The sequence below is a fragment of the Phenylobacterium sp. genome (genome assembly GCF_036264965.1).
GTDB lineage: Bacteria > Pseudomonadota > Alphaproteobacteria > Caulobacterales > Caulobacteraceae > Phenylobacterium.
In genome coordinates, this window is sequence record NZ_DATAPY010000015.1 from 1 (window position 1) to 25,009 (window position 25,009).

Consider the following 25,009-nt stretch of genomic DNA (forward strand, 5'->3'; position numbering starts at 1 on the left):
GCGGGCGAAGCTGACCACCAGGATGGAGTTGGCGGTCGCCACGCCCATGCACATGATGGCGCCCGTCAAGGCGGGCACCGACAGGGTCGTGCCCGTGGCGAACAGCATCCAGACGATCCCGGCCAGGGCGGCCGGCAGGGCCGTGATGATCACGAACGGGTCGAGCCAGGACTGGAAGTTCACGACGATCAGCAGGTAGATCAGCACGATCGCCGCGAGCAGGCCGAAAAACAGGCCCGAGAAGGCGGAGTTCATCGTCACCATCTGGCCGCGCAGGTCGACGGAGGCGCCCTTCGGACGGTCCTTGGCGGCGTCCTTTAGAATCTTGTTGATGTCGCGGGTCACCGAGCCCAGGTCGCGGTCCTGGGTGGTGGCGAAGATGTCGATCACCGGCTGGGCATTGTAGTGGCTGACCACGGCCGGGGCGCTGTCGCGGCTGATGACTCCCAGGCCGCCCAGGATCTGCGACGGACTGGCGCCGGGGCTTGAGCTGTTAATCGGCACGCCTTCGAGGCCGGCGATAGACGACAGCCGGAACTCCGGCGTCTGGGCGACGATCGGATAGGAGACGCCGGTCTTCGGATTGACCCAGTAGGTCGGCGCGCCCTGCGAGCTGCCGGCCAGGGTCGTGACCAGGCTGTTGGTCACGTCGCGTTCCAGGAGGCCCAGTTGGGCGATGCGCGAACGGTCGATATCGACGCGCAATTCCGGCGAGCCCTCCGGCTGCTGCATACGCACGTCGGCCAGGCCCCGCACCGCGCGGATCTTGCGGAATAGCATGTTGGCGTAGACGCGGGTGGCGTCGGCGTTCGGGCCGGAGACCTGCAGGTCGATGGGGGCCGGCGAGCCGAAGTTCAGGATCTGGCTGACGATGTCGGCCGGCAGGAAGGCGAAGGTCGTGCCGGGATAATCGCGCGGCAGAACCTCGCGCAGCGTCTTCACATAGCCCGCCGTCCCGTGGTGCTTCGGCTTCAGGCTGACATAGATGTCGCCGTACTGCGGGCCAATCACGCCGGAGTTCGAATAGACCATGTTGATGGAGCTGTTCGGGATGCCGATGTTGTCGACCAGCGAGCCCAACTCGTCGGCGGGGATTGTCTGGCGGATGGTGGCCTCGATGCGGCGGAACTCCAGCGAAGTGTCCTCCAGGCGCGTGCCGACCGGCGCGCGGACGTGGATGGTCATCTGGCCAGCGTCCACCGACGGGAAGAAGTTAGAGCCCAGGAAGGCCGCCAGGCCGAACGAAGCGACGACGATGGCCATAAAGCCGATCAGGAACGGCCGCCGCGCGCCCATCGCCCGTTCCAAAAGGCCGGAATAGATCGAGCGCACGCGGCTGAACCCCGTCTCGAACCGCCGCTGGAAACGGGTGAAGGGATTGCGCGTGCCGTCGCTGTGGTCGGCCGCCACATGTGGGCGCAGCAGGTACATCGCCATGGTCGGGACCAGCGTCCGCGACAGGATGAACGAGGCGATCATCGCGTAGACCACCGACATGGCCATCGGCACGAACAGGAAGCCCGCCACGCCCTTCAGCAGGAACATCGGCACGAAGACGATGCAGATGCAGAGGAGGGACACGAAGGCCGGCGTCACGATCTGCTGGGCGCCGTCGAGGATGGCGGTCCGGACGTCCTTGCCCTGCTCCAGGTGCCAGTTGATGTTCTCGATCGTGACGGTCGCATCGTCCACTAGGATGCCGACGGCCAGCGCCAAGCCGCCGAGGGTCATGATGTTCAGCGTCTGACCGCTGGCCGATAGCGCCGCTATGGCCGCCAGCACGGCCAGCGGGATCGACACGGCGATGATCACCGTCGAGCGCCACGACCCTAGGAACAGCAGGATCATCAGGCTGGTCAGGGCCGCGGCGATGGCGCCTTCCTTGACCACGCTGGAGATCGCGCCCTTCACGAACAGCGACTGGTCGTTGAGCGCGGTGATCTTGAAGGTGGAGGGCAGCTGCTCGGCCAGGCCCGGCAGCTTGTCCTTCACGCCCTGCACCACCGCCAGCGTCGAGGCCGAGCCGTTCTTCAGGATGGTGGAGAGCACCGCGCGGCCGCCGTCCACGTGGACGATATTGGTCTGCGGCGGGGCGCCGTCGCGCACCTGGCCCACATCGCGGATGAAGATGGTGGCGCCGCCCACCGTCTTGACCGGCAGGTTGTTGAGGTCCTCGATCGTGTCGGCGGCGTCGTTGAGGCGGACGTTGTACTGGTAGGAACCGATCTTCACGAAGCCGACCGGCAGAATCTGGTTCTGGTTCGCGAGGGCATTGGTCACGTCGTTGGCTGAGACGCCCTTGGACTGCAGGAGCTGCGGATCCAGGTCGATCTGGATCTGACGCAGCTGGCCGCCATAGGGATAGGGCGTGGCCGCGCCCGGGACCGTGGTGAGCACAGGGCGGATCACCACCTGGCTCAGGTCGAACAGCTTCTGTTCGGACAGCGTCTTGTCGGAGTCGGCCAGCTGCAGGATCGGCACCGTGGCGGCCGAATAGTTCAGCACCAGCGGCGGGGTGACGCCGGCTGGCATCTGCTTGATCGAGACCTGGGCGGTCGCGGTGACCTGGGCGGAGGCCGTGCGGATGTCGGTGCCCGGCTGGAAGAAGATCTTCACGATGCCGATGCCGGGCAGCGACTGGCTTTCGGTGTGCTCCACGTCATTGACCGTCGTGGTCAGGAACCGCTCGAACTGGGTGGTGATGCGGTTGGACATCTCGCCGGGCGAGAGGCCCGCGAAATTGAAGGCGACCCCGATCACCGGCACCCGGATCTCGGGGAAGATGTCAGTGGGCGTGCGCAGCACAGCCATGATCCCGAAGATCATGATCAGCACCGCCATCACGATGAAGGTGTAGGGGCGCGCGAGCGCTATGCGGACTAGGGCGTTCAAGCGGCCGGGCTCCGAACGATACAGACGCGGACACCGGCACGCCGGGCGGCGTGTTTCGGAGCCCGGCGGTCCTTTGGACCCAGTCCGCCCGCCGAGGCCAATGAAGATGTTTTTAAGTTCGCTGTTCGCTCAAGCTTCAAAGCCACGCGGCCAGCAGTTCAGCGCCACCCGCAGGCCGGGCTTGGCGTCCTCCAGCACCAGGGTGAAATGGTGCATGCGGGCGATGGCGGTGACGATGCTGAGCCCCAGGCCCGAGCCCGGCTCGGTTCGCGAGCGCGCCGCGCGGTAGAAGCGCTGTAGCACTGCGTCGCGCTCGGCCTCCGGCACACCGGGGCCATTATCGGCGACTTCGACCCGTGGTCCCTCGGGACGCACGGTCAGACGTAGGCAGACCTTGCCGCCCTTGGGCGTGAACTTCAGCGCATTGTCCACCAGGTTGCTCACCGCCTCGAACAGCAGGGTCGGGTCGGCCTGCACGCTGGGCGCCTCGGCGGCGATGTCCGCGACCAGCGCCACCTCGCGATCCTCCGCCGCCGGCTCGTGCAGCTCGATCACATGCTCCAGCACCTCCTGCAGCCGCACCGGCTCGAAGAAGGCCTGTCGGTCCCGCCGCTCGATCTCCCCGATCCGCTGCAGGGCGCGGAAGCGGGTGAGAAGCTCGTCCGTCTCGGCCAGCGCCTGGTCGATCATCTCCCGCTCGGCGCCCTCGAGCCGGGTCTCCTGGTGAACCCGCCAGAGCAGAGCCCGCAGACGGTTGAGCGGCGTGCGCAGGTCGTGGGCGACGTTCTCGCCGACGCTCTTTACCTCCCAGAGCAGCCGCTCGGCCTCGTCCATCATGGCGTTGGCGACGCTGGCCAGCATGTCGATCTCGTCGCGCCGCCGCGACACCGGCAGGCGTACGCCGAGCTCGCCCTTCAGGGCCGCGCGGCTGGCCTCGCGCAGGTGGTCGATCCTCTGAAGCGGCCGAAGGCTGAGCGCAGCCGCGGCGCCCAGGCCCAGCACCAGGATCAGCCCGCCGCTCAGCGCCAGGGCGTTGACGATGATGGCGCGCAGGCCGGTCAGCACCAGGGCGTCGTGCCCCACGAACAGGACCTCGCCCCAGGGCATCCGCTCGACCAGCGCCCGCGAGCCCGGCTGCAGGTTGGGGACGCGGATCTCGCGCGGCACGCCATCCATAGGGAAGTGCGCGGGCAGCGCCTTCACATTGCCGCAGATCCAGATGCCCTCCGCCGAGAACAGGCCGTAGTACTCGATATGACGGCTGTCGGTGGCCACGGCCTGGGTCACCCGCTCGGGGAGCCGCTCGGCGCCGCCGGCGGTGAGATTGCGGGCCTCGGAGACCACGATGCCGTCGATCTGGCGCGCCAGATAGCCGGCGGTCTGCTGATAGATCAGGCTGAGCAGGGCCATCAGCGCCAGGGCGAAGACCGCGCCGTTGAACAGCGTCAACCGGAACGGCGTCGTGCGCCAGAGCTCACTCGGGCGCATGGAGCGCGAAGCCCGAGCCGCGGATGGTGTGGATCATCGCCGGCACGCCGGGGCGGTCGATCTTGCGCCGCAGCCGGCCCAGATGGACGTCGATCAGGTTGGTGCCGGGGTCGAAGTGGTAGCCCCAGATCGCCTCGAAGATCATCGTCCGCGTCAGCACCTGACCGGAGTTGCGCATCATATACTCCAGCAGCTTGAACTCCGTCGGCATCAGCCGGATCTCTGCCCCCGCACGATGGGCCGTGCGGCTGATCAGGTCGAGGTCCAGATCGCCGACGGTCAGGCTGAGGGCCGGCGCCGGCGCGGTCCGCCGCCGCAGCAGCACCTCGATCCGCGCCGCCAGCTCCTCCGAGGCGAAGGGCTTGGTCATGTAGTCATCGCCCCCCGCCCGCAGGCCGCGGATGCGCTCATCCACGTCGCTGAGGGCGCTGATCATCAGCACGGGCACGTCGATGCCGGCGCCGCGCATGGCCGTGACGATGGCCAGGCCGTCGACGTTGGGAAGCAGGCGGTCGAGGATCACCGCGTCGAAGGCGCCGCTCAGCGCCCGCTCCAGGCCTGGGGCGCCGTCGGCCACCCACTCGATGTCGAACCCGTGCTGACCCAGCTCGGCGACGATCTCCTTGCCGGTGGTGGCGTCGTCCTCGATCGCCAGGATCTTCGCCATCGCGGTTCCCGCGGGTGGGCCTACCCGTCGCCGGTCTGTAGCGCGAAACCGCCGCCTCGCCCATAACAGGGGAAGGTCGAGAGGAGCAGCCGCTTGGGCGCAGCCGCCGCATCGAAGAGCAAGACGCCCGGAAAAGCCAAGGTTGGCGGCCGTTTCGCGGGCATGCGCCTGGTGCGGGGCGGCGGCTTCCTGATGGGGTCCGAGGATTTCTACGCCGACGAGCGGCCGGTGCGGCCGGCCGTGGTGGGCGATTTCTGGATCGACGAGACGCCGGTGACCAACGCGGCCTTCGCCCGCTTCGTGGAGGCCACGGGCTACGTGACCTTCGCCGAGATCGCGCCCGACCCGCGCAACTATCCGGGCATGGACCCGCAGATGGCGCGGGCCGGCTCGCTGGTGTTCTGGCCGCCCGAAGGGCCCGTCGATCTCACGGGACCGGCCACCTGGTGGCGCTTCGTCTTCGGCGCCAATTGGCGAAAGCCGCTGGGGCCAGATGGGCCCAAGGCCGCGCCGGACCACCCGGTGGTGCATCTGGCCCACGTCGACGCCGCGGCCTACGCCAAATGGGCGCGCAAGAGCCTTCCCAGCGAGGTCGAGTGGGAATACGCCGCGCGCGGCGGGCTGGAAGGCGCGGCCTACGCCTGGGGCGAAGAGTTCGAGCCCGGCGGCGTCAGCCTGGCCAAGACCTGGCGGGGCGTCTTCCCGCACGACAATCGCGCCACGCCCGGCCTGGAACGCACCTCCCCGGTCCGCGCCTATCCGCCCAACGGCTTCGGGCTCTATGACATGATCGGCAACGTCTGGGAGTGGACGGACGACTTCTACGCCCTGCCCTCCACGCCCAGCCCCAGCTGCTGCGGCAAGCCGCGGTCGGAGGCCCTGGCGGCGGCGGAGAGTTGCGATCCCAATTCGCCGGTGGCCCGCATTCCGCGCCGCGTCGCCAAGGGCGGCTCGCACCTCTGCGCGCCCAACTACTGCCAGCGCTATCGGCCCGCCGCCCGCTGGCCGCAGCCGGTCGACACCACCACGTCGCATATGGGCTTCCGCTGCATCGTGCGGCGGTAATGCAGCCGCCGGCTCAGTGTGAGACGAGTCCTGCAATCAAGGTCAGAATGGCGGCCCGAATCTCCGGCGAGCGGATCTTGCTGAACGCCGCCATCAGATGGGCGGTCTCGCTCTCTGGGTCGTCTGGCGGCGCGGCTGGATCGATGTCATGCAACAGCTGCATCACCGGCATGGCGAGCGCGTCCGACAGCTTGACCAGCATACTGGCCGACACCCGGTTGGCGCCGTTCTCGTACTTCTGCACCTGCTGGAAGGTGATCCCAAGCTTGCCGCCCAGCGTTGACTGCGAGAGCCCCAGTTCGCGGCGCCGCTGGCGGATACGCTCCCCAAGCGCGACATCCGTTGCGCCGCTGCGTGGTGTTCGGGATTCGGCGGCCATCTGGGCTCCTGGCATGGCGCGCGGGCATCGCGTGAGTTCACCAGACACGGACGGCTTGATGACGACAAGCTTTACCGAACGGCGTTTTGCCCCATGAATCGGCTATAGCGAAGGGGGTCGTGCGTCGCTACAGCGCGGGGGTTGCGGTCTAGCTGGTCTGTTCGCAACCATGCCGCGCAACGGCCGGAATCGAACGATGATCCGAGCCGGCGTCGGAAGGACGGGTTTGTAATGTGTGACACTCTGGTCGCCCTGCCCGGCTCGACGGCGCGCGGGGCGACCCTGTTCGCCAAGAACAGCGATCGCGAACGCAACGAGGCGCAAGGCCTGGAGATGACCCCGCGCCGCGTCGGCGGCGGGGCGCTGAAGCTGACCTACCTCACCATTCCCGATGCGCCGGAGACCTACGCCTGCCTGCTCAGCCGGCCGTTCTGGATGTGGGGCGCTGAGATGGGCGCCAACGAGCACGGGGTGACTATCGGCAACGAGGCCCTGCACGCCAAGACCCCGGCCCAGCGCAAGCGCGCGCTGACCGGCATGGACCTGGTGCGCCTGGGGTTGGAGCGCGCCGCGACGGCGGCCGAGGCCATCGAGGTGATCACCGACCTCTTGGAACAGTACGGCCAGGGCGGCGATTGCGGTCACCTGGGCCGCTCCTATTACGACAACGGCTTCATCATCGCCGACCCGAACGAGGCCTATGTGCTGGAAACCGCCGGGCGCTGGTGGGCGTTCGAGCGCGTGCGCCGCCGTCGGGCGCTCTCCAACGCCTATTCCATCGGCAAATCCTATGACGCGGTGAGCCAGGACCTCGCTGCGCACGCCCACGCGGAGGGCTGGACCGGCTTTGGCGGCCGCTTCGACGTGGCGGCGCACCTGATCGACGAGGACCGTGACGCGGTGAGCTTCGGACGCGCCCGCTGCGCGCGGGGCAATGCGCTGCTCACCAAGGAGGCGCCCTGGCTCGGCCCGAGCGAGATGATGGCGATCCTGCGCGACCACGGCGGGGCGCATGACTGGAGCCCGGCCAACACGGTCGGGCGCACCCTCTGCATGCACGCCGCCGAGGGCCCGCGGCGCAGCCAGTCGGTGGGCTCGATGGTCAGCGAACTGCGGCCCGGCCGCACCGTCCACTGGGTCACGGGCACCTCGGCCCCCTGCACCGGCGTCTTCAAGCCGGCGCTGTTCGAGACCGGCCTGCCGGTTCACGAGCCCGAGCCCAACGACTGGTACGACCCGCAGACCCTCTGGTGGCGGCACGAGGAGCTGCACCGGGCCATGCTGCGCGATCTTCCGGCGGCGCTGGCCGAAATCGCCGGCGACCGCGACCGGCTGGAGGCGAGCTTCATCGCCCAGATCGACGCGGCCTTCGCCGGTGGGCCGGAGGCGCTGCACAACGCCGTCTTCGAGTGTTGGCGGGAGGCCGAGGCCTTCGAGGACGACTGGGCGCTGGCCTTCCTGGGTCGCGGCTCGGCCGGGGCCGGCCGCCATGCCCGTAGCTGGGCCCGGCTCAATCATGTGGCGGGTCTGCCGCGAACCTGATTTCGTAGGCCCAAGCACCAGAGGGCCCCGCGCATGAACGACATCTCCGACCGCCTGAACCGCCCGGACCTCGACGCCTACTGGCTGCCGTTCACCGCCAACCGGCAATTCAAGGCCGATCCGCGGCTGCTGGTCGCCGCCAAGGGGATCTACTACCGCACCGAGGACGGCCGCGAGGTGATCGACGGCTCGTCGGGCCTGTGGTGCGTCAACGCCGGCCACGGGCGCGAGGAGATCGCCGCCGCCGTCAGCCAGCAGCTGATGACCCTCGACTACGCGCCCTCGTTCCAGATGGGCCACCCGCTAGCCTTCGATTTCGCCACGGCGCTGGCCAAGCTCGCGCCGGCCGGCCTGGACCGCATCTTCTTCACCAACTCCGGCTCGGAGTCGGTCGACACCGCGCTGAAGATCGCGCTGGCCTACCACCGCGCCCGCGGCGATGGCGCGCGTACCCGCCTGATCGGCCGCGAGAAGGGCTATCACGGGGTGGGCTTCGGCGGCATCTCGGTGGGCGGCCTGGTCAACAACCGCCGCGCCTTCCTGACATTGCCGGGCGCCGAGCACCTGGTCCACACCCACGATCTGGCCCGGAACGCCTTTTCCAGGGGCCAGCCGGCGCACGGGGCCGAGAAAGCCGACGACCTGGAGCGGCTGGTCGCGCTGCATGGCGCTGAGACCATCGCCGCGGTGATCGTCGAGCCGGTGGTCGGCTCGGCGGGCGTGCTGCCGCCGCCTGTCGGCTATCTGGAGCGCCTGCGCGAGCTCTGCACGAAGCATGGGATCCTGCTGATCTTCGACGAGGTGATCACCGGGTTCGGCCGCCTGGGCGCGCCCTTCGCCAGCCAGGTCTTCGGCGTGACCCCGGACCTGATGACCACCGCCAAGGGGCTCACTAACGGCGCCTTCCCGATGGGCGCGGTGTTCGCCAGCCGCGCGGTGCACGACGCCATGATGACCGGGCCGGCAAACGCCATGGAGCTGTTCCACGGCTACACCTATTCCGGCCATCCGGCGGGCTGCGCGGCGGGTCTGGCGACGCTGGAGATCTATCGCCGCGAGGGCCTACTGACCCGTGCGGCCGAGCTGTCGCCCGCCTGGGAAGCCGCCCTCCACAGCCTGCACGACTGCCCCAACGTGATCGACATCCGCAATCTCGGCCTGATGGGCGCCGTCGAACTCGCGCCGCGGCCTGATGCGCCCGGCGCCCGCGGCTACGAGGTCCTGGTCCGCGCCCTTCAGGCCGGCGCGCTCATCCGCATCACCGGCGACACCATCGCCATGTCGCCGCCGCTGACCATCACGGTGGCGGAGATCGATCGGCTGGCAGCGATCCTGCGCGGGGTGCTCGAAGGCGTCGCTTGATCGCGGGGTCCCGGTGAAGATCTTGCGACGGCGGTGGCCGTGGCTTGCGCAGCGCACTATGTGCCAGGGCTCACAACTGGAGAAACGCCCTTGTCGCTCTCGATCTATGACGTCTCGATCCCCGTCTACCTGCAGCTGCTGCGCAACCTGAACCATTTCCTGGGCAAGGCCGAGACCTTCGCCGCCGAGGAGGGCGTCACCCTGGCCAGCCTGACCGAGCTCAACTTCGGCCACGGCATGGCGAACTTCACCCGCCAGATCCAGTTCGCCTCCGACGCGGCCAAGAGCGGCGCCGCGCGCCTGGCCGGCGTCGAGCCGCCCTCGATGCCCGACACCGAGACCACCTTCCCGGAACTGCGCGAACGGATCGCCAAGACCATCGCCTTCGTGGAATCCCTCAAGCCCGAGCAACTCGACGGCGACGACAACCGCGAGATCGTCCTGAAATTCCCCAGCGGCAGCATGACCTTCACCGCCAAGAGCTTCCTGCTGACCTTCTCGCTGCCGAACTTCATCTTCCACGTGACCACCGCCTACGACCTGCTGCGCAGCGCCGGCGTGCCGCTCGGCAAGATGGACTTCCTGGCCGGCGCCGGCGCCCCGCCGACGGCGTAGGCGCCTCCGTACTCGACCGGCTTTGCAAACAGTTCCGTCATCCCGGTCGAAAGCCCGCGTTGGCGGGCTGTAGAGCCGGGACCCTGGAGAACCGCACAGCGTGAACCCCTGGGTCCCGGCTCTCCGCTTCGCTGCGGCCGGGATGACGGAAATTGTGCGGTTGAGCTTTCCAATCAGGGTTTAGTGGGATGACCCGTTTCGCGGCGGATGATGCGTCGGCCACGGTGGATCGGATGGCGTTTCGTCTGGGTTACCCGAGCCTGAGCTTTCCGCCGCAAACGGCGAGCCCGGCGGTCGGGCGCGGGCTTCCTCGATCGCCCAGTCGGCGTCCTCGAAGAGGCTCCAGTCGGGGATAATGTTCAGGTCGCGGCAGATGCGGGCGACCAGCTCGCCGATGGGGCGGTCGGCGAAGTCGGCCTCTTCATCGCCGTCCTCCAGCCGCTCGTCCCGTTCGGCGAGCAATCGATCGGCGTCATAGTCGCCGTCCGCCTCGACCTCGATGACCTCGCCGACGATCTCCCTGACCTGGCGCTTGCGCCGGGCGCTGCGCCAGCGGTCGGCGACGCTCAGGGCCGCGCGCTCGGCGCGGTCTTTCCGGCTGTCCTCGGCGAGCCGGGCCTCCGGGGCCACGGTCTGGCGCACCGCACGGGCGACGCGTGAGAAGGTGAGCGCGAGGTCTGCGGCGGACGGGGCCTCGGCGGACTGATCCAGCGCCTGGCGGCCAACTTCCCGCGCCAGGTCCATGCCAATCTCGGCCAGTTCCGCCAGCATGCGCAGGTGGCGCTCGGTGCGCGCCGTTGCGGCGTCTGGGGTTTCGGGGGATGGCTGTGCGTCGTGAACAAAACAGGCACATCGAAAGCGCCAGAAGTCAATAAAATGCAGCCGCCCTCACCCCCACAATCGTCATCCTCCGGTCATCCGCAGGCTGATCCGGGGGACCCAAGCTGAGTCGCAGAAAAGGTGAGGCCGCTTGGGTCCCCCGGATCGCCTCTTCGGGCGACCGGAGGATGACGAGCTTTTGGGGAGGAGAGCCGCCGGCACGCTGTGGCTTAAATCTCATGCCGGCCAGTTTGCCTTCGGGCCTGGGCAACTCAAGGAGCGGCCCTCAGGCCGCCCGCGATGCGGCGCGCGAAAGGCGCGTCCTTGACTTGCCCAGGCCCGAAGGCTCGCATCATCCATGCGGTTTAAGGTCGGGCGGCATCTGGGAGATGCGCGCTTCAGCCCCTAATCTTGGCTTTCAACGCGCTCTTGAGGTTAGCCGGTAGGGGATGCGGCCGTTCGGCGATCTTGCGCAAAGTCCGCTTGAAATCCTCGAAGGCCTCATCGACGGGCGTTTGGTCCGGGCTCATGGGCTTGCGGGTCATGCGGCCAGTTTATCACTCCTGAAGCTGCCCCTCGAACACAAATCGCTCCACCGGTTCCCGCCCGCTCGGAACCTCCCGCGCCCGGAAGCTCTCCGGCAGCACGCTCGCGTCGGTGGGGCGGCCGACCGCAAAGGCCGCTTCGACGCGGTAGTCGCTCTCCGGCGCGCCGGTCGCGGCGTGCGCCTTGTCGATCTGGAAGCCGCCCATGCCGTGGGCGGCCCAGCCGACGTGATGGGCCTGGAGCGCGAGGTACGCCCAGGCCGCGCCGGCGTCGAAGGAGTGACTGCGGTTCTCGCTGGGCTCGGCGCCGGGCTTGCGGCGGAAGCGGTCGGAGAGGATGTAACCCAGGACCGAGACGCCTGTCGCCACCCAGGCCTGATTGTATTCCATCAGGGCGTCGAACAGCGGGTCCCATTGTGGCGTGCCCCGATGGGCGTAGACGAAGCGCCAGGGCTGGCCGTTGAAGGCCGAGGGCGCCCAGCGCGCCGCCTCGAACAGGCTCATCAACAGCGCCTGCGGCATCGCCTCGCCGGTGAAGGCGCGCGGCGACCAGCGGGTCAGGAACTGCGGGTCGATGTCGTAGTCGGCGGTGCGGGTGTTCAGGGTCAGGGGCAAAGGCTAACGGCTCCATTCATCCGAGCGTCCCGGCGAAAGCCGGGACCCATTCTGGGCCTGGCATTCACTCGGCGCCTGTCGGAAAATTCGGCTTGGGTCCCGGCTTTCGCCGGGACATTCGGGTTACCTTTTGCCGACGTGGGCGATCGACGCGATCTCGACCAAGAAGTCGGGCCGCACCAAGCCGCAGACGATGCAGAACCGGGCCGGCTTGTCGCCGGGGAAGTACTCCGCATAGACCTTGTTCATGATGGCGTAATCGGCCCAATCCCGCAGGAAGATGTGGTTCATGGTCACGTCGTCCATGGTCCCGCCGGCGGTCTCGATGACGGACTTGATGGTCTCCAGCACCTGGCGCGTCTGGGCCTCGGCGTCGCCGACGTGGGCGACGTTGTTGTCCTTGTCGAAGGCCAGGGTCCCGGAGACATAGACCACCCCGTCGGCCAGGGTCCCCGGCGAGAACGGCGCGATCGGCTTCTGGGTCCCGGGCGGCAGGACGATGGTCTTGGGCATCTTGGCTTCCTCTTATTTTGTCGGCGGCGCTTGGCCGATGGTCCCGCAGAAGTCGGCGGTGTTGCTCACCCAGCCGAAGAACTTCTCGACGTTGTAGACGCTGGCTTCCTGCAGGAAGGCCGGCCCCGCCTGGTGGGTGGCGTCCTCCAGCAGCACGCCGAAGTACTCCAGGTGATAGCCGTCGCGCAGGGTCGATTCCACGCAGACGTTGGTGGCGATGCCGCAGAAGGCCAGGTTCCTGATCCCGCGCGCCCGCAGCATCGAATCCAGCGCGGTGTTGAAGAAGGCCGAGTAGCGCGGCTTCGGAATGACGATGTCGCCCTTCTGGGGCTTCAGCTTGTCGACCAGGGCGTAGTCCCAGGTCCCCTTGGCCAGCAGGGTCCCCTCCAACTCGGGCTGGTCGCGCATGGTCTTCAGCGCATTGGACTTCCACCAGTTGGGCGAGCCGGGGCCGCCGGCCTCGGCGTAATCGGGGTCCCAGCCGTTCTGGAAATAGACGATCTGCACGCCCGCGCGCCGCGCCGCCTCGATGGCCAGCGCGATCCTGTCGATCACCGCGCCGGCGCCGCCGATGTCGAAGCCGGCGATGTCGAGATAACCGCCTTCCGAGGCGTAGGCGTTCTGCATGTCGACGACGATCAGCGCGGTCTCGCCCGGATTGATCGGCAGGTTTTCCGGCCGCGCGGGCAGGGTGACCGCGCCCTCACGCGGGACGGTGGGACGGTCAGCGCTCACGGCGCGCACCCACAATCCGTCATCCTCCGGTCAGCCGCAGGCTGATCCGGGGGACCCAAGCCGACGCTCGAAATAGCCAACTCAGCTTGGTTCCCCCGGATCGCCTCTTCGGGCGACCGGAGGATGACGAGGTTTTGGGGGCAGTCGTCAGGCATGCACATTCGCCCGCGAGGTCATGAGTGGCTGGATCTTCGTCCCGAAGTCGTCGACGCCCCGCACGAAGTCGTCGAACACCAGCAGCACGCCCTTGGTGTCCGGGACTGCGGCGACCTCATCGAGCATCCTGGCCACGTTCTCATAGGAGCCCACCAGGGTGCCCATGTTGAGGTTCACGGCTGATTCCGGGGCGGCGAGCTGGGTGGTGTTGGTGTTGCTGGTCCCGCCCTGGGCGTTGGGCGCGGCCTGGGCGGTGAGCCAGGCGAGCGCGTCCTGGTCGGCGCCTTCGCGGTAGAGCCGCCACTTGGCCATGGCTTTCTCGTCGGTCTCGTCGGCGATGATCATGAACAGGATGTAGGAGCCGACGTCGCGGCCCGTCTTGGCCTTGGCCGCCGCCAGTCGCGCGTTGACCGGGGCGAAGGCGGTGGGCGTGTTGGTCCCCTTGCCGAGTGCGAAAGAGTAGTCCGCATACTGAGCGGTGAAGGCCAGGCCCTCGTCGCTGGACCCGGCGCAGATGATCTTCACGTCGTGCGGCTTCGGACTGACCCGGCAGTCCTCCATCTGCAGATACTGGCCTTTGAAGTTGCTGACGCCGGTTTCCATCAGTTCCTTCAGCACCGTCGCGTACTCGGCCAGGTAGTTGTAGCGGTCCTTGTAGTGGGTCTCGCCGGGCCACAGGCCCATCTGGTCGTACTCGGCCTTCTGCCAGCCGGTGATCAGGTTGATGCCGAAGCGGCCCGGTCCGGCGATGGAATCGATGGTCGACGCCATCCGCGCCGCGATGGCCGGCGGCAGGGTGAGGGTGGCTGCGGTGGCGAAGATCTTGATCCGGCTGGTGACCGCCGCCAGGCCCGCCATCAGGGTGAAGCTCTCCAGGTTATGTTCCCAGAATTCCGTCTTCCCGCCGAAACCGCGCAGCTTGATCATCGAGAGCGCGAAATCGAAGCCGTAGCCCTCCGCCTTCTGGACGATCTGCTTGTTGAGCTCGAAGGTCGGCATGTACTGCGGCGAGGTCGCCGAGATGAGCCAGCCGTTGTTGCCGATCGGGATGAAGACGCCGATGTCCATGCAAACCCTTTCTTGAGGCGCGCGGACGCCGATCAGGCGCGCAATTGCACAGGTTTTGCAAGCCGGGGGACGGACTATCCCGGCGCGGTCGTCGCCGCCGCCGCATCCGTGTGCGACGGCCGGACATAGACGAAGGCGACACGACCGTCGGTGGCCTGAAGGCATTGGGTGATCTCGGCGATCGCCGCATCGATCGAGGCGCTGGTGGCCTTCGGCCGGAAGGTCAGCGTCAGCGCCACCAGGATCGCGCCGGGGCCCAGGTGCAAGGTGGCGATGTCGTCCAGCCGGGTGATGCAGTTGATCGCGTCCAGGGTCTCCTTCAGCCGGTCCATGACGATGGGCGCGACGGATTCACCGGCGATCAGGCTGCGGGTCTCGTTGGCCAGGACGAAGGCCACGCAGGCCAGCAAGAGGCCGATGGCCACCGAGGCCGCGCCGTCCGCCCAGGGAACATGCAGGAAGCTGGTGGCGATCACGCCCACAGCCGCCAGCACGATGCCGATCAGGGCCGCGGAATCCTCCAGCAGGACCGAGACCATGCCCGGGTCCTTGGAACCCTTGATGAAGCCCCAGAGATTGATCGGAGCGCCGCGCACGATCCGCTTGTATTCGCGGTAGCCGACCCGGAACGAGGTCCCCTCGAACACCGCCGAGATCGCCAGCACGCCCAGGCTGATCCAGGGCGAGACGACCTCGCCCGGCTGCAGGATGTGGCGCACGCCCTCGTAGATCGACAGCACGCCGCCTAAGAAGAACACCATCAGGGCGACGATGAACGACCAGAAATAGGTCTCCATGCCGTAGCCCAGCGGATGGGTCTCATCCGCCGGTCGCGCGCCGCGCCGCTGGCCGATCAACAGGAACAACTGGTCGCCGGTGTCGACCAGGGAGTGGATGGCCTCGGTCAGCATGGCCGTCGAGCCGGAGATCGCCGCGGCGGCGAACTTCGCCAGCGCGATCGCGCCGTTGCCGGCAAGCGCGATCAGCACCACTCGCGTGGAGCCCTGGGCCATGCGTGATCCTCTCCCAATCCCGGAGGGATCAGGCCGCGATCAGCCGTGGCGCGTCAACTTAGCCCGCAGGCCGTCGGGTCAGCCGGCGGGCAGCATCGCCACGACGGAGTTGGTCTTGGTGATGAACTTCACGCCCTTGAGGTGGTCCGCCGGATAGCCCGACCAGGCGCCCTTCACCTCGATAGGCGTCGGCGCGGCCGTCCCGCTCGCCGGCTTGTCAGCGACCACGTCCACCTCGTAGATCCCGTCCTTGGGCGCGCCCGGATTGATCCGTTGCAGGAAGCCCGACTTGGTGTAGCCGGGCATGCCGACGCTGCCGCTCGCCATCATCTCCAGCGTGCCGGCCTTGCCGACCTTGACGCTCGCGGTGTCGACCTTGTCGATCATTTCCTGGCCCGCATACATTTGCGCCGAGCGGCCGAAATACTTCGGCGCCGCCGGCGCCGCGGCGGCGGCCTTGCTGTCGTCTGTCTTGGATGAATCACAGGCTGAAAGGCCGAGGGCGGCGAACAGGCCCACGGCCAGGATCACGCAACGCATAGACATCCTCCCATTTCTTATTGCCCGTGAGGGTGCGCCCGGTCGCGGCTGCGCCGCAAGCTTGACGTTGGGGCGCGCTCGCGGAGGGCGTGGGCTTGGGCTAGGACTCGTCCAACAAGGGATTTGGGAGGGCGTGGTCATGGATCGGGGTCTGATGGCGGGTGTGTGCGCGGCGGCCCTGTCGCTGGCCGCGCCGGGGCTGGCGCAGGCGGGCAAGACGGCCCAGGCCTGGATGAACCCCAAGCTGAGCCCCGACGCCCGCGCCGAGCTGGTGCTGGCCAGGCTCTCCCTCGACCAGCAGATCGCGCTGCTGCACGGCAGCATGCCGATGTTCCTGGGCGCCAAGAAGCCGGCGAACGTCTCGATCTCGGCGGGCTGGATGCCTGGCGTCCCCGAGCTCAGCATCCCCGACCTGACCGAGAGCGACGCCAGCCTCGGCGTCGCCACCGCCGGACGCAAGGATGACGACGCCGCGCCCCTGCCCTCCGGCGTGTCGCTGGCCGCGACCTGGGACCCCAAGACCGCCTTCGCCGCCGGCGCGATGATCGGCAAGGAGGCCCGGCAGAAGGGCTTCAACACCCTCTTGGCCGGCGGCGCGAACCTGCTGCGCGATCCGAGGAACGGCCGCAATTTCGAATACCTCGGCGAGGACCCGCTACTGGCCGGGACCCTGGCGGGCTCCACCATCAAGGGCATCCAGTCCAACCATATCGTCTCCACCACCAAGCACTTCGCGCTGAACGACCAGGAGACGGGGCGTATGGTGCTGGACGCCCAGATCGACGAGGCGGCGTTCCGCGAGAGCGACCTCCTGGCCTTCGAGATCGCCATCGAGACCGGCCATCCGGGCTCGGTGATGTGCGCCTACAACCGGGTCGGCGGCACCTACGCCTGCGAGAATCCGTTCCTGCTGACCGACGTGCTGCGCACCGACTGGAAGTATCCCGGCTGGGTGATGAGCGACTGGGGCGCGGTGCACGGCGTCGCCGCCGCCAAGGCCGGCCTCGACCAGGAGAGCGGCCAGCAGCTCGACAAGCAGGTGTTCTTCGACAAGCCCCTGAAGGACGCCGTGGCCGACGGCGAGGTCTCCAAGGCCCGCATCCATGAGATGGCCCACCGCTATCTGCGCAGCCTGTTCGCAGCCGGGGCCATCGATCACCCGGTCACGGCCGGCGGCCTCGACACCGCGGCGGACAGCCAGGTCGCCGGCCGCGCGGGCGAGCAGGGCATCGTGCTGCTGAAGAACGACGGCGCCCTGCTGCCGCTGATGGCCCAGGCCCGACGCATCGCGGTGATCGGCGGCCACGCCGACCTGGGCGTGATCTCCGGCGGCGGCTCGTCGCAGGTGATCCCGCTGGGCTCCAAGACCTTCCCTAAGCCCGCGGGCGCTCCGCAGTGGGGCGGCGGGCAGGTCTACTATCCGTCCGCGCCGCTGGCCGCGATCAAGGCCCGCGCGCCGGGCGCCCAGGTCAGTTTCAACGACGGGTCCGATCCGCTCGCCGCCGCCGCGCTGGCCAAGGCCGCCGACGTGGTGGTGGTCTTCGCCACCCAGTGGTCCACCGAGGGCATGGATATCGCTATGGCCCTGGACGGCGAGCAGGACGCCCTGATCGCCGCGGTCACTGCGGCCAACCCCAAGACCGTGGTGGTGCTGGAGACCGCCGGCCCGGTGCTGATGCCCTGGCGCGACAAGGCCGGCGCCATCGTCGAGGCCTGGTATCCTGGCGCGCTCGGCGGCGAGGCGATCGGCAAACTATTGTTCGGGGAGATCAATCCGCAAGGCCGCCTGCCGGCCACTTTCCCGGCCAGCGTCGACCAGCTGGCGCGGCCCGTGCTGCCCGGCTCCGACCAGCACATCGTCGAGACGCTCACGCCCTCGACCAGCACGCCGTTCGCTGTGGTCTATTCGGAAGGCTCCGATATCGGCTACCGCGCCTACGCCAGGTCGGGCCGCACGCCGCTCTATCCGTTCGGCTACGGGCTCTCCTACACAACGTTCCGCTACTCCGGCCTGAAGGTGACCGGCGGCAAGACGCTGAGCGCCAGCTTCACGGTGACCAATGTCAGCAACGTCGCCGGGACCGACACGCCGCAGCTCTATCTCGCCGCGGCGCCCAAGCGCGCCCAGCAGCGGCTGATCGGCTGGTCGAAGGTGACCCTGAAACCCGGCGAGGCGCGCCAGGTCACGGTGACGGCGTCCCCACGGATGCTGGCCAACTGGAACGCCGCCGCCCACGGCTGGCGCCTCGACGCCGGCGCCTACCAGGTCTTCGTGGGCCCCGACGCCGCCACGGCGTCGCTGAAAGGCTCAGCCAAACTGGCGGCGGCGAGCCTCAAGCCGTAGGGACGTCCGACGCGCAAAGAAAAAGGCGCTGGGCCTTTCAGCCCAACGCCTCTTCAATTGGCCGTCAGGTTGCGGCGCTTACTTCGACGCGAGCGCGTCGTCGTAGAACTTCGCCACGTCGGACTTCAGCTGCTTCAGGGCGTCCTGGTTCAGATAGACCATGTGCCCGGAGGGATAGTAGGCGTAGCGCACGTTGTTCTTGATCGACGGGTCCAGGTAAAGGTGCTGGATGTCGTACTCAGTCCCGAAGAACGGCGTGGCCATGTCGTAGAGGCCGTTCAGCGAGAAGACGTGCAGGTGCGGGTTCTCGCGCATCGCCACGCCCATATCAGCCGCGGTGTTGGCGACGTTCTCACGCCGGCCGCCGCCGCCAAAGCCGCCGGTCGGCGGACGGTGACGCCAGTCCCAGGACTGGTTGATGTTCGGGCCCGACGGCCAGTAGTTCAGATCGCTCGTGTAGCCGAGTGACTCCACCCAATCGTGCAGGGCGGCGACGTAAGCCCCGTTGATGCCGGTGTCGGACGGATCGTATTCGGCATTCTCGCCGACATTGTCGGTGTTGATGCCGGTGAAGCGGGTGTCATAGCGGCCAAGGATTCGGTTCTGGTCGCGCAGCAGCTCGACGCGGAAGTGGTTCAGGTCCACGCGCAGGTTGGCGCGCTTGATGAACTCGACGGGGATGCCGATGTAGGCTGAGAGCTGCTTGGCCGTGGCGTCGAACTCTTGCGGCGAGATGTTCCCGCCCTTGGTCAGCGCGGTCAGATACGGGCCGGCGGCCCAGGCGCGGACTTCGTCCAGGTAGGCCTTCATGTCGGTGGGCTGGGTGGCCGACTTCTTCCAGTAGACAGCGGTCGCCGCGAAGCTCGGGACGTAGCTTACGAAGCTGTGGTCGAAGCCCGAGTCATGGGCGCCGTAGTTCAGCACCGACGACAACAGGAGCACGCCGTTGAACTGCAGGCCGCGCTGCTGGAGCGCGTAGACCAAGCCGGCGGAGCGGGTGGTGCCGTAGCTCTCGCCGAACAGGAACTTGGGCGAGTTCCAGCGATGGTTGATCGTCACGTAGCGCTGGATGCCGCGGGCGAAGGCGTCGATGTCCTGGTCGACGCCCCAGAACTCCGTGCCCTTGGTGTCGCCCAGCGGACGCGAATAGCCGGCGCCGATGGCGTCCAGGAAGACGAGGTCCGACTTGTCCAGCAGGCTCTCGTGGTTCTCGGTGATGGTGAAGGGAGGGCCGTGGGTCGCGTTGGGGCTGTCGGTCATCACATGCATCGGACCGGCCAGGCCCATGTGCACGAAGAGCGAGGCCGAACCCGGGCCGCCGTTGTAGCTGAAGGTCACCGGGCGGTTCTTTCCGCCGTCCGCCGTGTAAGCGACGTAGAACATGGACGCTATCGGCTTGCCGTCGTCGGAGCGCAGGGTAAGCGTTCCGGCGGTGGCGGTGTAGCCGATGGTCTGGCCGTTGATCGTCACCGTGTGGTGCGAGGACTTGGCCTGTTCATAGAGCGGCGCTGTGGCGATGTCTGCGTCGGTGATCTTGTGCTCGCTGGCGCGCTCGCCGCGGCCGGTGTTGCGCTCGACGACGGGTCCGGCGGTGGACGGCTCGTCCGGGCGGGGCGCAGCGGCGCGGGGTACGGCGGCGCGACCCGCGCGTTCCGCCGACTCTGGTGGCTGCGCGAACGCGATAGTAGCGGAAAGGCCCAGCACGACCATTGCGGCCGCGGTCTGACGGATCATACGTGCACCCCCTGGATAAGGACTTTGTCAGGCGTGGCGACACGCTCGCGCCCCGGCGCGTGACGGAAACTCACGCGCCTATGTCACATAACTTTGCGCCACTGTGTTGCCGTTGCATTTCGTCGCCGCCTTATTCCCGAGGTTTGGCGCGCGCATGTTGACCGCATGACCCGAACCCAACTTCCGTTCTTCGCCCTGGCCGCCCTGGCCGCCCTCGCCCTGGCCGGAGCGTCCCAAGCGGCGGAGCCGGAGGCGGTCGCCACAGCCCCTGCCTCTGGGCCCAGCGCGCCGGTCACCACCGCCGACCAGATCGACAACTACCTCAAGACCTCCCCGGCGCTGGCCCTGCCCAAGGACGCCTTGGGCGGCGTGGTCTCCGGGGACGCGCCGCGCCAGGTCCACGGTGTGGTCGACGTGTCCGTGGGCTCCAACGGCTACCGCAGCGCCTTCGTGGCCAGCGAGATCCCGGTGGGCAAGACCGGCACCGCGACCATCGCGGTGGGCGAGACCCGCTTCAACGGGCGCGGCTTTGCAGGGGGACCGGGCTATCGGGGCGGCAGCCAGAACCTGGCGCTCGGTCTCGCGCTCGGCGGCGCTGACCCAACCGACTGGCGCTGCCGCCAGGCCATGGAGACGGCGGCCGAGGCGCGCCTGGACAACGGAACGCCGAGCGCCTGCCGGGCTCGCCCGACCCCTCCGCCGGCCCAATAGACAGGCGCTAGGCGGCGCGGCGCACCTGGGCCATCTGGGTCTCCAGGGCGGCGATCAGCTCAGCGGCCGAGATCGGCTTGCCCAGGTGCCGGTCGGCGCCGGCGGCGCGACCGGCGTCGACGTGCTCCTTCAGGCAGTTGGCGGAGACCATCAGGATCGGCGCCCGAGACCGGCCCGCCTCGCGCTCCCATTCACGGATTCGGCGGGTGGCCTCGAAGCCGTCCATGACCGGCATCTGGATGTCCATCAAGACGGCGTCGAAGTCGCCGGTCTGCATCGCCGCCAGGCCCTCGGCCCCGTCCTCAGCCGACGCATAGGCGATCCCAACGCTGTCGAGGATCAGCGCCATGACCTGTCGGTTGACCGCGTTGTCGTCGACCACCAGCACGCGATAGTCCGTGCTGAGCTCGGCCGTGGGGGTCGCGTTCGTTGCGGGCGCTCCGGCTTCGACGGGCTCGGCATGCAGCGGAAGATCCAGCGTGAAGTCGAACGCCGCGCCTTCGCCAGGCGCGCTCTCGCAGCTCAGCGTCCCGCCCATCAGACGCACATACTGATCGCAGATCGCCAGGCCCAGGCCCGCGCCGCCGTGTTTGCGGGTCTGCGAATTGTCGGCTTGGCGGAAGCGCTGGAACAGGGTCTCGCGATGCGCCGCGTCGAAGCCGGGGCCAGTGTCGCGGACCGCAAAGCGGACCCGGCGGCCCACGCGTTCGGCGCTCAGCACCACCTCGCCGGCTTCGGTGAACTTGATGGCGTTGTTGAGCAGGTTCCCCAGCACCTGGCGCAGGCGTTGCGCATCGCAGTCGACGACGCCCTCGCCCAGGTCGACCAGGGTGCGCAGCGTCAGGCCCTTCTCGGCGGCAGAGGCCGCGAAGAGGTCGCGGACCGAGCCCACCAGGACATCGAGGGCGCTCGGTTCGGGCCGCAACTCGGCGGCGCCGGCCTCGACGCGCGCCAGGTCCAGCAGGTCGGTCAGGAGACCGTTCAGCAGCCCGCCGGATTGCTGGATCACGCCCACCAGGCTGCGCTGCTCGGCGCTGAGGTCGGTGCGGACCAGGACGTCGGCGATCCCCAGGACACCGTTCAAAGGCGTGCGGATCTCGTGGCTCATATTGGCGAGAAATTCGGACTTGGCGCGGTTGGCGGCCTCCGCAGCGTCGCGTGCGGCCGCCATGGCGGCGGCGCTTTGCTTCTGTTCCGTGATGTCGGTCAGCACCGCCACGCCGCCGCCGTCGGCGGTGCGGAAGGACTCGTGGCGCAGCCAGCGGCCGTCCGGCAGGTGGAACTCCGAGCCGCCGCTGTGGGCCCGCTCGGTGAGCGTCGCCACCCAGCCCGGCTGGCCCGGCTGGATTTCGGGGAACCAGCCGGCCGCCGCGGCGGCCTCGATATGGCTGCGGCGGGGCAAGCCGGCCTCGACGACGATCCCGCAGTCGGCCATCAGCGCCGCATAGGCGCCGTTCCAGACCTGCACCCGGTCGGAGGGGTCGAAGAAGGCCAGGCCCGCCGGCACGGCGTTCAGGGCGTGGCGCACGCTGCCGAAGGTGTTGCGCTGCCCCAGGCGCTCCATGAGCAACAGCGCCGCGCCCGCGGCAAGCACCAGCACCGCCAGCGCGCCCGTGGCCAAGGCCAGTCCGGCGCGATCCATGACCGGGCCTGCGACGACGAGGGTCGGATCGGGGGTGAGTGTGACGGCGGTCATGGCCGTGAAGTGCAGACCCACGATTCCGAGCAGGAAGATCCCGGCGGGAGGCGCCCACGCCCAGCGGTTATCGAGGACGTTGCGGACCGAAAAGGCGGCCATGCCGCCGGTCGCCGCGATCAGGATGGAGGCGGCCACATAGGCCATGCTCCAGGAGACGTCGGCCTCAGTGCGGATGGCGGCGATGCCGGTGTAGTGCATGACGGCGATGCTGGCGCCGGCCGCGGCGCCGGCGATCAAGGCGACGTTGCGGTCGCGCGCCTTGCCCGGCCGCCAGGCAGGCAATGAAAAGCCAATACCCATTCCGAGCACGGCGACGACGAGGGACAGGGCGGTGCCGGTCAGGTCGTAGGCGATCTTCATGGTCGGCTGGTAGGCGAGCATGGCCACGAAGTGCGTGGCCCAGACACCCGAACCGGCCGCCAGGGCGCTCATGGCCAGCCAGGCCCAGCGGATGGCGCCCGAGGCTTTCAAGCCCCGCGCGTGAAAGGCGAACGCCGAGCAGCAGGCGATACTGCAGATGGCGGCGGCCACGGCTACGAGGCGCAGGTCGTGCTGCACGAAGATGCAGGTCAGGACGGCGAACACAGATCGGCTTTCCGCGGCGGAAAAGGAGCCACCTAACGGCGAAGCGGTTAATGAGTCGGATAAGCGACGGGCGGTCGCGAAGCCTATCGGCGGGGCTTAGGCCGCCATCTGCGCGCCGCTGCACGCCGCCAGTTCGCCGATCAGGGCGGCGGCGGAAATCGGCTTGGCGAGGTGGCAATCGGCGCCCGCCTCGCGCCCGGCGGCGACATGCTCATCCAGGCAGTTGGCCGAAACGACGATGATCGCCGACGGGACGTCGCCGCGCCGGGCCTGAAGGTCGCGGATCCGGCGAGTGGCTTCGAAGCCGTCCATCACCGGCATCTGCAGATCCATCAGGACCGCCTGGTGCGGGCAGGCTTCCATGGCTTCGACCGCTTCCAGCCCGTTCTCCACCGACACATGCGCCACGCCGACGCTGTCGAGGATCATCTCCAGCACCCGCCGATTGATCGCGTTGTCATCGACGATGAGTACGCTGAAGTCGTCCGGCGGCGGGACGGGCTCGAGGGTCGGCTCCGCCGCAGCGGGAGCCGAGGGCGCGGCTGCCGGCACGACGAGGCTGAGCGCCGACGGCGCCGTGAAGGGGGCGTGATCCAGATCGGCGGCGGCCCCGCTTTCGACCGCGTATAGTTCGGGGGTGGGCGCGGGCGGCTGGCGACGTGCGATCGGCGCACGGCCGGCGGCGGCGCGCAGGACGGGGATATAGAAGCCGAAGGCGACGCTGATCGCCACCACCCAGATGACCACGCCGACGGCGATCAGAGGCATGTCGGGCACAAGGTCGATGTGAGTATACATCCGGCTTCTCTCAGGGAACACACCAAGTCTTGGGCGTTCGGATAGAACACTACCGAATTCAGGCTTAATAATTTATGCCATTTCAGGTATCTGAAGCCTCCGTATCTATACGGATCAAGTATACGTAAATATACGTAGCTGAGCTCGAACCTTCGCACAGATGTGTCTCGGCGCGGCGGCGGAACGGCGGGCCGATATACCCCCTGGGGGCATATTGCCAATCGAGGCTGAGAGCCCTACGGCTGGGTGAGGCCCGAGAGGATCGCGATGGACGCCCAGGACAAGCCGCAACTGCTCAATCGCCTGAACCGTATCGAGGGCCAGGTTCGCGGCGTGGTCCGCATGGTCGAGGACGACCGCTATTGCATCGACGTCCTGACCCAGGTGCAGGCGGTGCGCGCGGCCCTGGCGCGGGTCGAGACCGAACTGCTCAAAGGCCATCTCGGTCACTGTATCGAAGGCGCCATCGTCAGCGGCGACAAGGACGAGCAGCGCCGCAAGGCCGCCGAACTGATCGAACTTCTCGAGCGCGCCGCCCGATGAGATGGCTTTTGACGGCGGCCTTTCTGGCGACTGCGGGCGCGGCAAACGCCCAGACCATGCCCGACATGCCGGGCATGGATCACTCGAAAATGAGCGCTCCAAAGGCGGAGCACGATATGGCCGACATGCCCGGGATGGACATGCCGGGCATGGACATGAGCCACGGCATGGGCGGCGCGTTCGGCCCCTACGCCATGAGCCGCGAGGCCTCGGGCACCGCCTGGCAGCCGGACGCCTCGCCGGACGAGGGCCTGCATCTGATGCACGGCCCGTGGATGATCATGGTCCACGGCTTCCTGAACGGAGTCTACGACAAGCAGAACGGCCCGCGCGGCGACGAGAAGAGCTTCGCCTCCGGCATGCTGATGGGCATGGCTCAGCGGCCGGTCGGCGACGCCGGGACCTTGCAGCTGCGCGCCATGCTGAGCCCCGACCCGCTGATGGGCCCGTCCGGCTATCCGCTGCTGCTGGCCACCGGCGAAACCGCCGACGGCAAGACCCCGCTCGTCGACCGCCAGCACCCGCACGACCTCTTCATGGAGCTGTCGGCGTCCTATGCGTACAAGCTGGACGCCCAGAGC

22 protein-coding genes and 1 pseudogene are annotated in these 25,009 nt (G+C 68.3%); 8 read left to right on the forward strand and 15 right to left on the reverse strand.

All coding sequences use genetic code 11. From position 1 onward, the window contains the following. The 3 genes from VHS75_RS01325 to VHS75_RS01335 all read right to left on the reverse strand — a co-directional run. The coding region (locus VHS75_RS01325; RefSeq protein ID WP_329636800.1) for an efflux RND transporter permease subunit at positions 1–2,892 on the reverse strand (2,892 nt) is incomplete at its 3' end. 129 nt (positions 2,893–3,021) lie between these two features. Next, positions 3,022–4,380 (reverse strand): HAMP domain-containing sensor histidine kinase, encoded by a 1,359-nt coding sequence (locus VHS75_RS01330; protein WP_329636801.1) that lies wholly within the window; start codon positions 4,378–4,380, stop codon positions 3,022–3,024. Continuing rightward, positions 4,367–5,047 carry a response regulator transcription factor gene (locus VHS75_RS01335; RefSeq protein ID WP_329636802.1) on the reverse strand — a complete coding sequence of 227 codons (681 nt, stop codon included), beginning with the start codon at positions 5,045–5,047 and terminating at the stop codon, positions 4,367–4,369. The genes VHS75_RS01330 and VHS75_RS01335 overlap by 14 nt, the downstream gene beginning before the upstream one ends. 93 nt (positions 5,048–5,140) lie before the next feature. Here VHS75_RS01335 and VHS75_RS01340 point away from each other — a divergent pair, with 93 nt between their 5' ends. Next, complete coding sequence (locus tag VHS75_RS01340; RefSeq protein ID WP_329636803.1) at positions 5,141–6,112, forward strand: formylglycine-generating enzyme family protein; 972 nt, start codon at positions 5,141–5,143, stop codon at positions 6,110–6,112. A gap of 13 nt (positions 6,113–6,125) precedes the next feature. Here the strand turns inward: VHS75_RS01340 and VHS75_RS01345 are convergent, their stop codons facing one another. After that, positions 6,126–6,491, reverse strand: coding sequence for a helix-turn-helix transcriptional regulator (locus tag VHS75_RS01345; protein ID WP_329636804.1), 366 nt, complete (start codon positions 6,489–6,491; stop codon positions 6,126–6,128). Positions 6,492–6,722: 231 nt separating this feature from the next. On the opposite strand from VHS75_RS01345, the gene VHS75_RS01350 reads away from it, so the two are divergent. From VHS75_RS01350 to VHS75_RS01360, 3 genes are all read left to right on the forward strand, one after another. After that, positions 6,723–8,033 carry a C69 family dipeptidase gene (locus VHS75_RS01350; RefSeq protein ID WP_329636805.1) on the forward strand — a complete coding sequence of 437 codons (1,311 nt, stop codon included), beginning with the start codon at positions 6,723–6,725 and terminating at the stop codon, positions 8,031–8,033. Between the two features lie 33 nt (positions 8,034–8,066). Then, positions 8,067–9,395 carry an aspartate aminotransferase family protein gene (locus tag VHS75_RS01355; protein ID WP_329636806.1) on the forward strand — a complete coding sequence of 443 codons (1,329 nt, stop codon included), beginning with the start codon at positions 8,067–8,069 and terminating at the stop codon, positions 9,393–9,395. 90 nt (positions 9,396–9,485) lie between these two features. Further along, the gene (locus VHS75_RS01360; RefSeq protein ID WP_329636807.1) at positions 9,486–10,010 is read left to right on the forward strand and encodes a DUF1993 domain-containing protein; all 525 of its coding nucleotides are present in this window, start codon (positions 9,486–9,488) and stop codon (positions 10,008–10,010) included. Positions 10,011–10,190: 180 nt separating this feature from the next. Here the strand turns inward: VHS75_RS01360 and VHS75_RS01365 are convergent, their stop codons facing one another. From VHS75_RS01365 to VHS75_RS01400, 8 genes are all read right to left on the reverse strand, one after another. Then, complete coding sequence (locus VHS75_RS01365) at positions 10,191–10,781, reverse strand: hypothetical protein (protein WP_329636808.1); 591 nt, start codon at positions 10,779–10,781, stop codon at positions 10,191–10,193. Positions 10,782–11,227: 446 nt separating this feature from the next. Further along, on the reverse strand, positions 11,228–11,374 hold the full coding sequence (locus VHS75_RS01370) for a hypothetical protein (protein WP_329636809.1): 147 nt from the start codon (positions 11,372–11,374) through the stop codon (positions 11,228–11,230). A 12-nt stretch (positions 11,375–11,386) separates the two neighbouring features. Then, entirely contained in the window at positions 11,387–11,989 is a 603-nt protein-coding gene (locus tag VHS75_RS01375) for a nitroreductase family protein (protein WP_329636810.1), read from the reverse strand. Between the two features lie 123 nt (positions 11,990–12,112). After that, positions 12,113–12,502 (reverse strand): pyrimidine utilization protein C, encoded by a 390-nt coding sequence (gene rutC, locus VHS75_RS01380; RefSeq protein ID WP_329636811.1) that lies wholly within the window; start codon positions 12,500–12,502, stop codon positions 12,113–12,115. A 12-nt stretch (positions 12,503–12,514) separates the two neighbouring features. Next, positions 12,515–13,237 carry a pyrimidine utilization protein B gene (gene rutB / locus VHS75_RS01385; RefSeq protein WP_329636812.1) on the reverse strand — a complete coding sequence of 241 codons (723 nt, stop codon included), beginning with the start codon at positions 13,235–13,237 and terminating at the stop codon, positions 12,515–12,517. Between the two features lie 147 nt (positions 13,238–13,384). Beyond that, positions 13,385–14,461 carry a pyrimidine utilization protein A gene (gene rutA, locus VHS75_RS01390; protein WP_329636813.1) on the reverse strand — a complete coding sequence of 359 codons (1,077 nt, stop codon included), beginning with the start codon at positions 14,459–14,461 and terminating at the stop codon, positions 13,385–13,387. A gap of 74 nt (positions 14,462–14,535) precedes the next feature. Continuing rightward, the gene (locus VHS75_RS01395; protein ID WP_329636814.1) at positions 14,536–15,474 is read right to left on the reverse strand and encodes a cation diffusion facilitator family transporter; all 939 of its coding nucleotides are present in this window, start codon (positions 15,472–15,474) and stop codon (positions 14,536–14,538) included. Positions 15,475–15,552: 78 nt separating this feature from the next. After that, positions 15,553–16,020 carry a hypothetical protein gene (locus tag VHS75_RS01400; protein ID WP_329636815.1) on the reverse strand — a complete coding sequence of 156 codons (468 nt, stop codon included), beginning with the start codon at positions 16,018–16,020 and terminating at the stop codon, positions 15,553–15,555. A 133-nt stretch (positions 16,021–16,153) separates the two neighbouring features. Between VHS75_RS01400 and VHS75_RS01405 the strand changes: the two genes are divergently transcribed. Beyond that, complete coding sequence (locus VHS75_RS01405; RefSeq protein WP_329636816.1) at positions 16,154–18,358, forward strand: beta-glucosidase; 2,205 nt, start codon at positions 16,154–16,156, stop codon at positions 18,356–18,358. Positions 18,359–18,436: 78 nt separating this feature from the next. Here the strand turns inward: VHS75_RS01405 and VHS75_RS01410 are convergent, their stop codons facing one another. Further along, positions 18,437–20,092, reverse strand: a complete 1,656-nt coding sequence (locus VHS75_RS01410) for a S10 family peptidase (RefSeq protein WP_329636817.1) — start codon at positions 20,090–20,092, stop codon at positions 18,437–18,439. 165 nt (positions 20,093–20,257) lie between these two features. Here VHS75_RS01410 and VHS75_RS01415 point away from each other — a divergent pair, with 165 nt between their 5' ends. Then, positions 20,258–20,803, forward strand: a complete 546-nt coding sequence (locus VHS75_RS01415; RefSeq protein WP_329636818.1) for a hypothetical protein — start codon at positions 20,258–20,260, stop codon at positions 20,801–20,803. Positions 20,804–20,810: 7 nt separating this feature from the next. On the opposite strand, the gene VHS75_RS01420 is transcribed toward VHS75_RS01415, so the two are convergent. Together VHS75_RS01420 and VHS75_RS01425 are read right to left on the reverse strand one after the other, a co-directional pair. Then, positions 20,811–23,087 (reverse strand): ATP-binding protein, encoded by a 2,277-nt coding sequence (locus VHS75_RS01420; RefSeq protein WP_329636819.1) that lies wholly within the window; start codon positions 23,085–23,087, stop codon positions 20,811–20,813. Positions 23,088–23,183: 96 nt separating this feature from the next. Further along, the gene (locus tag VHS75_RS01425; protein ID WP_329636820.1) at positions 23,184–23,885 is read right to left on the reverse strand and encodes a response regulator; all 702 of its coding nucleotides are present in this window, start codon (positions 23,883–23,885) and stop codon (positions 23,184–23,186) included. A 267-nt stretch (positions 23,886–24,152) separates the two neighbouring features. Between VHS75_RS01425 and VHS75_RS01430 the strand changes: the two genes are divergently transcribed. After that, positions 24,153–24,428, forward strand: a complete 276-nt coding sequence (locus VHS75_RS01430; RefSeq protein WP_329636821.1) for a metal-sensitive transcriptional regulator — start codon at positions 24,153–24,155, stop codon at positions 24,426–24,428. A gap of 116 nt (positions 24,429–24,544) precedes the next feature. Beyond that, positions 24,545–25,009: pseudogene (locus VHS75_RS01435) on the forward strand (hypothetical protein); the annotation flags it as partial.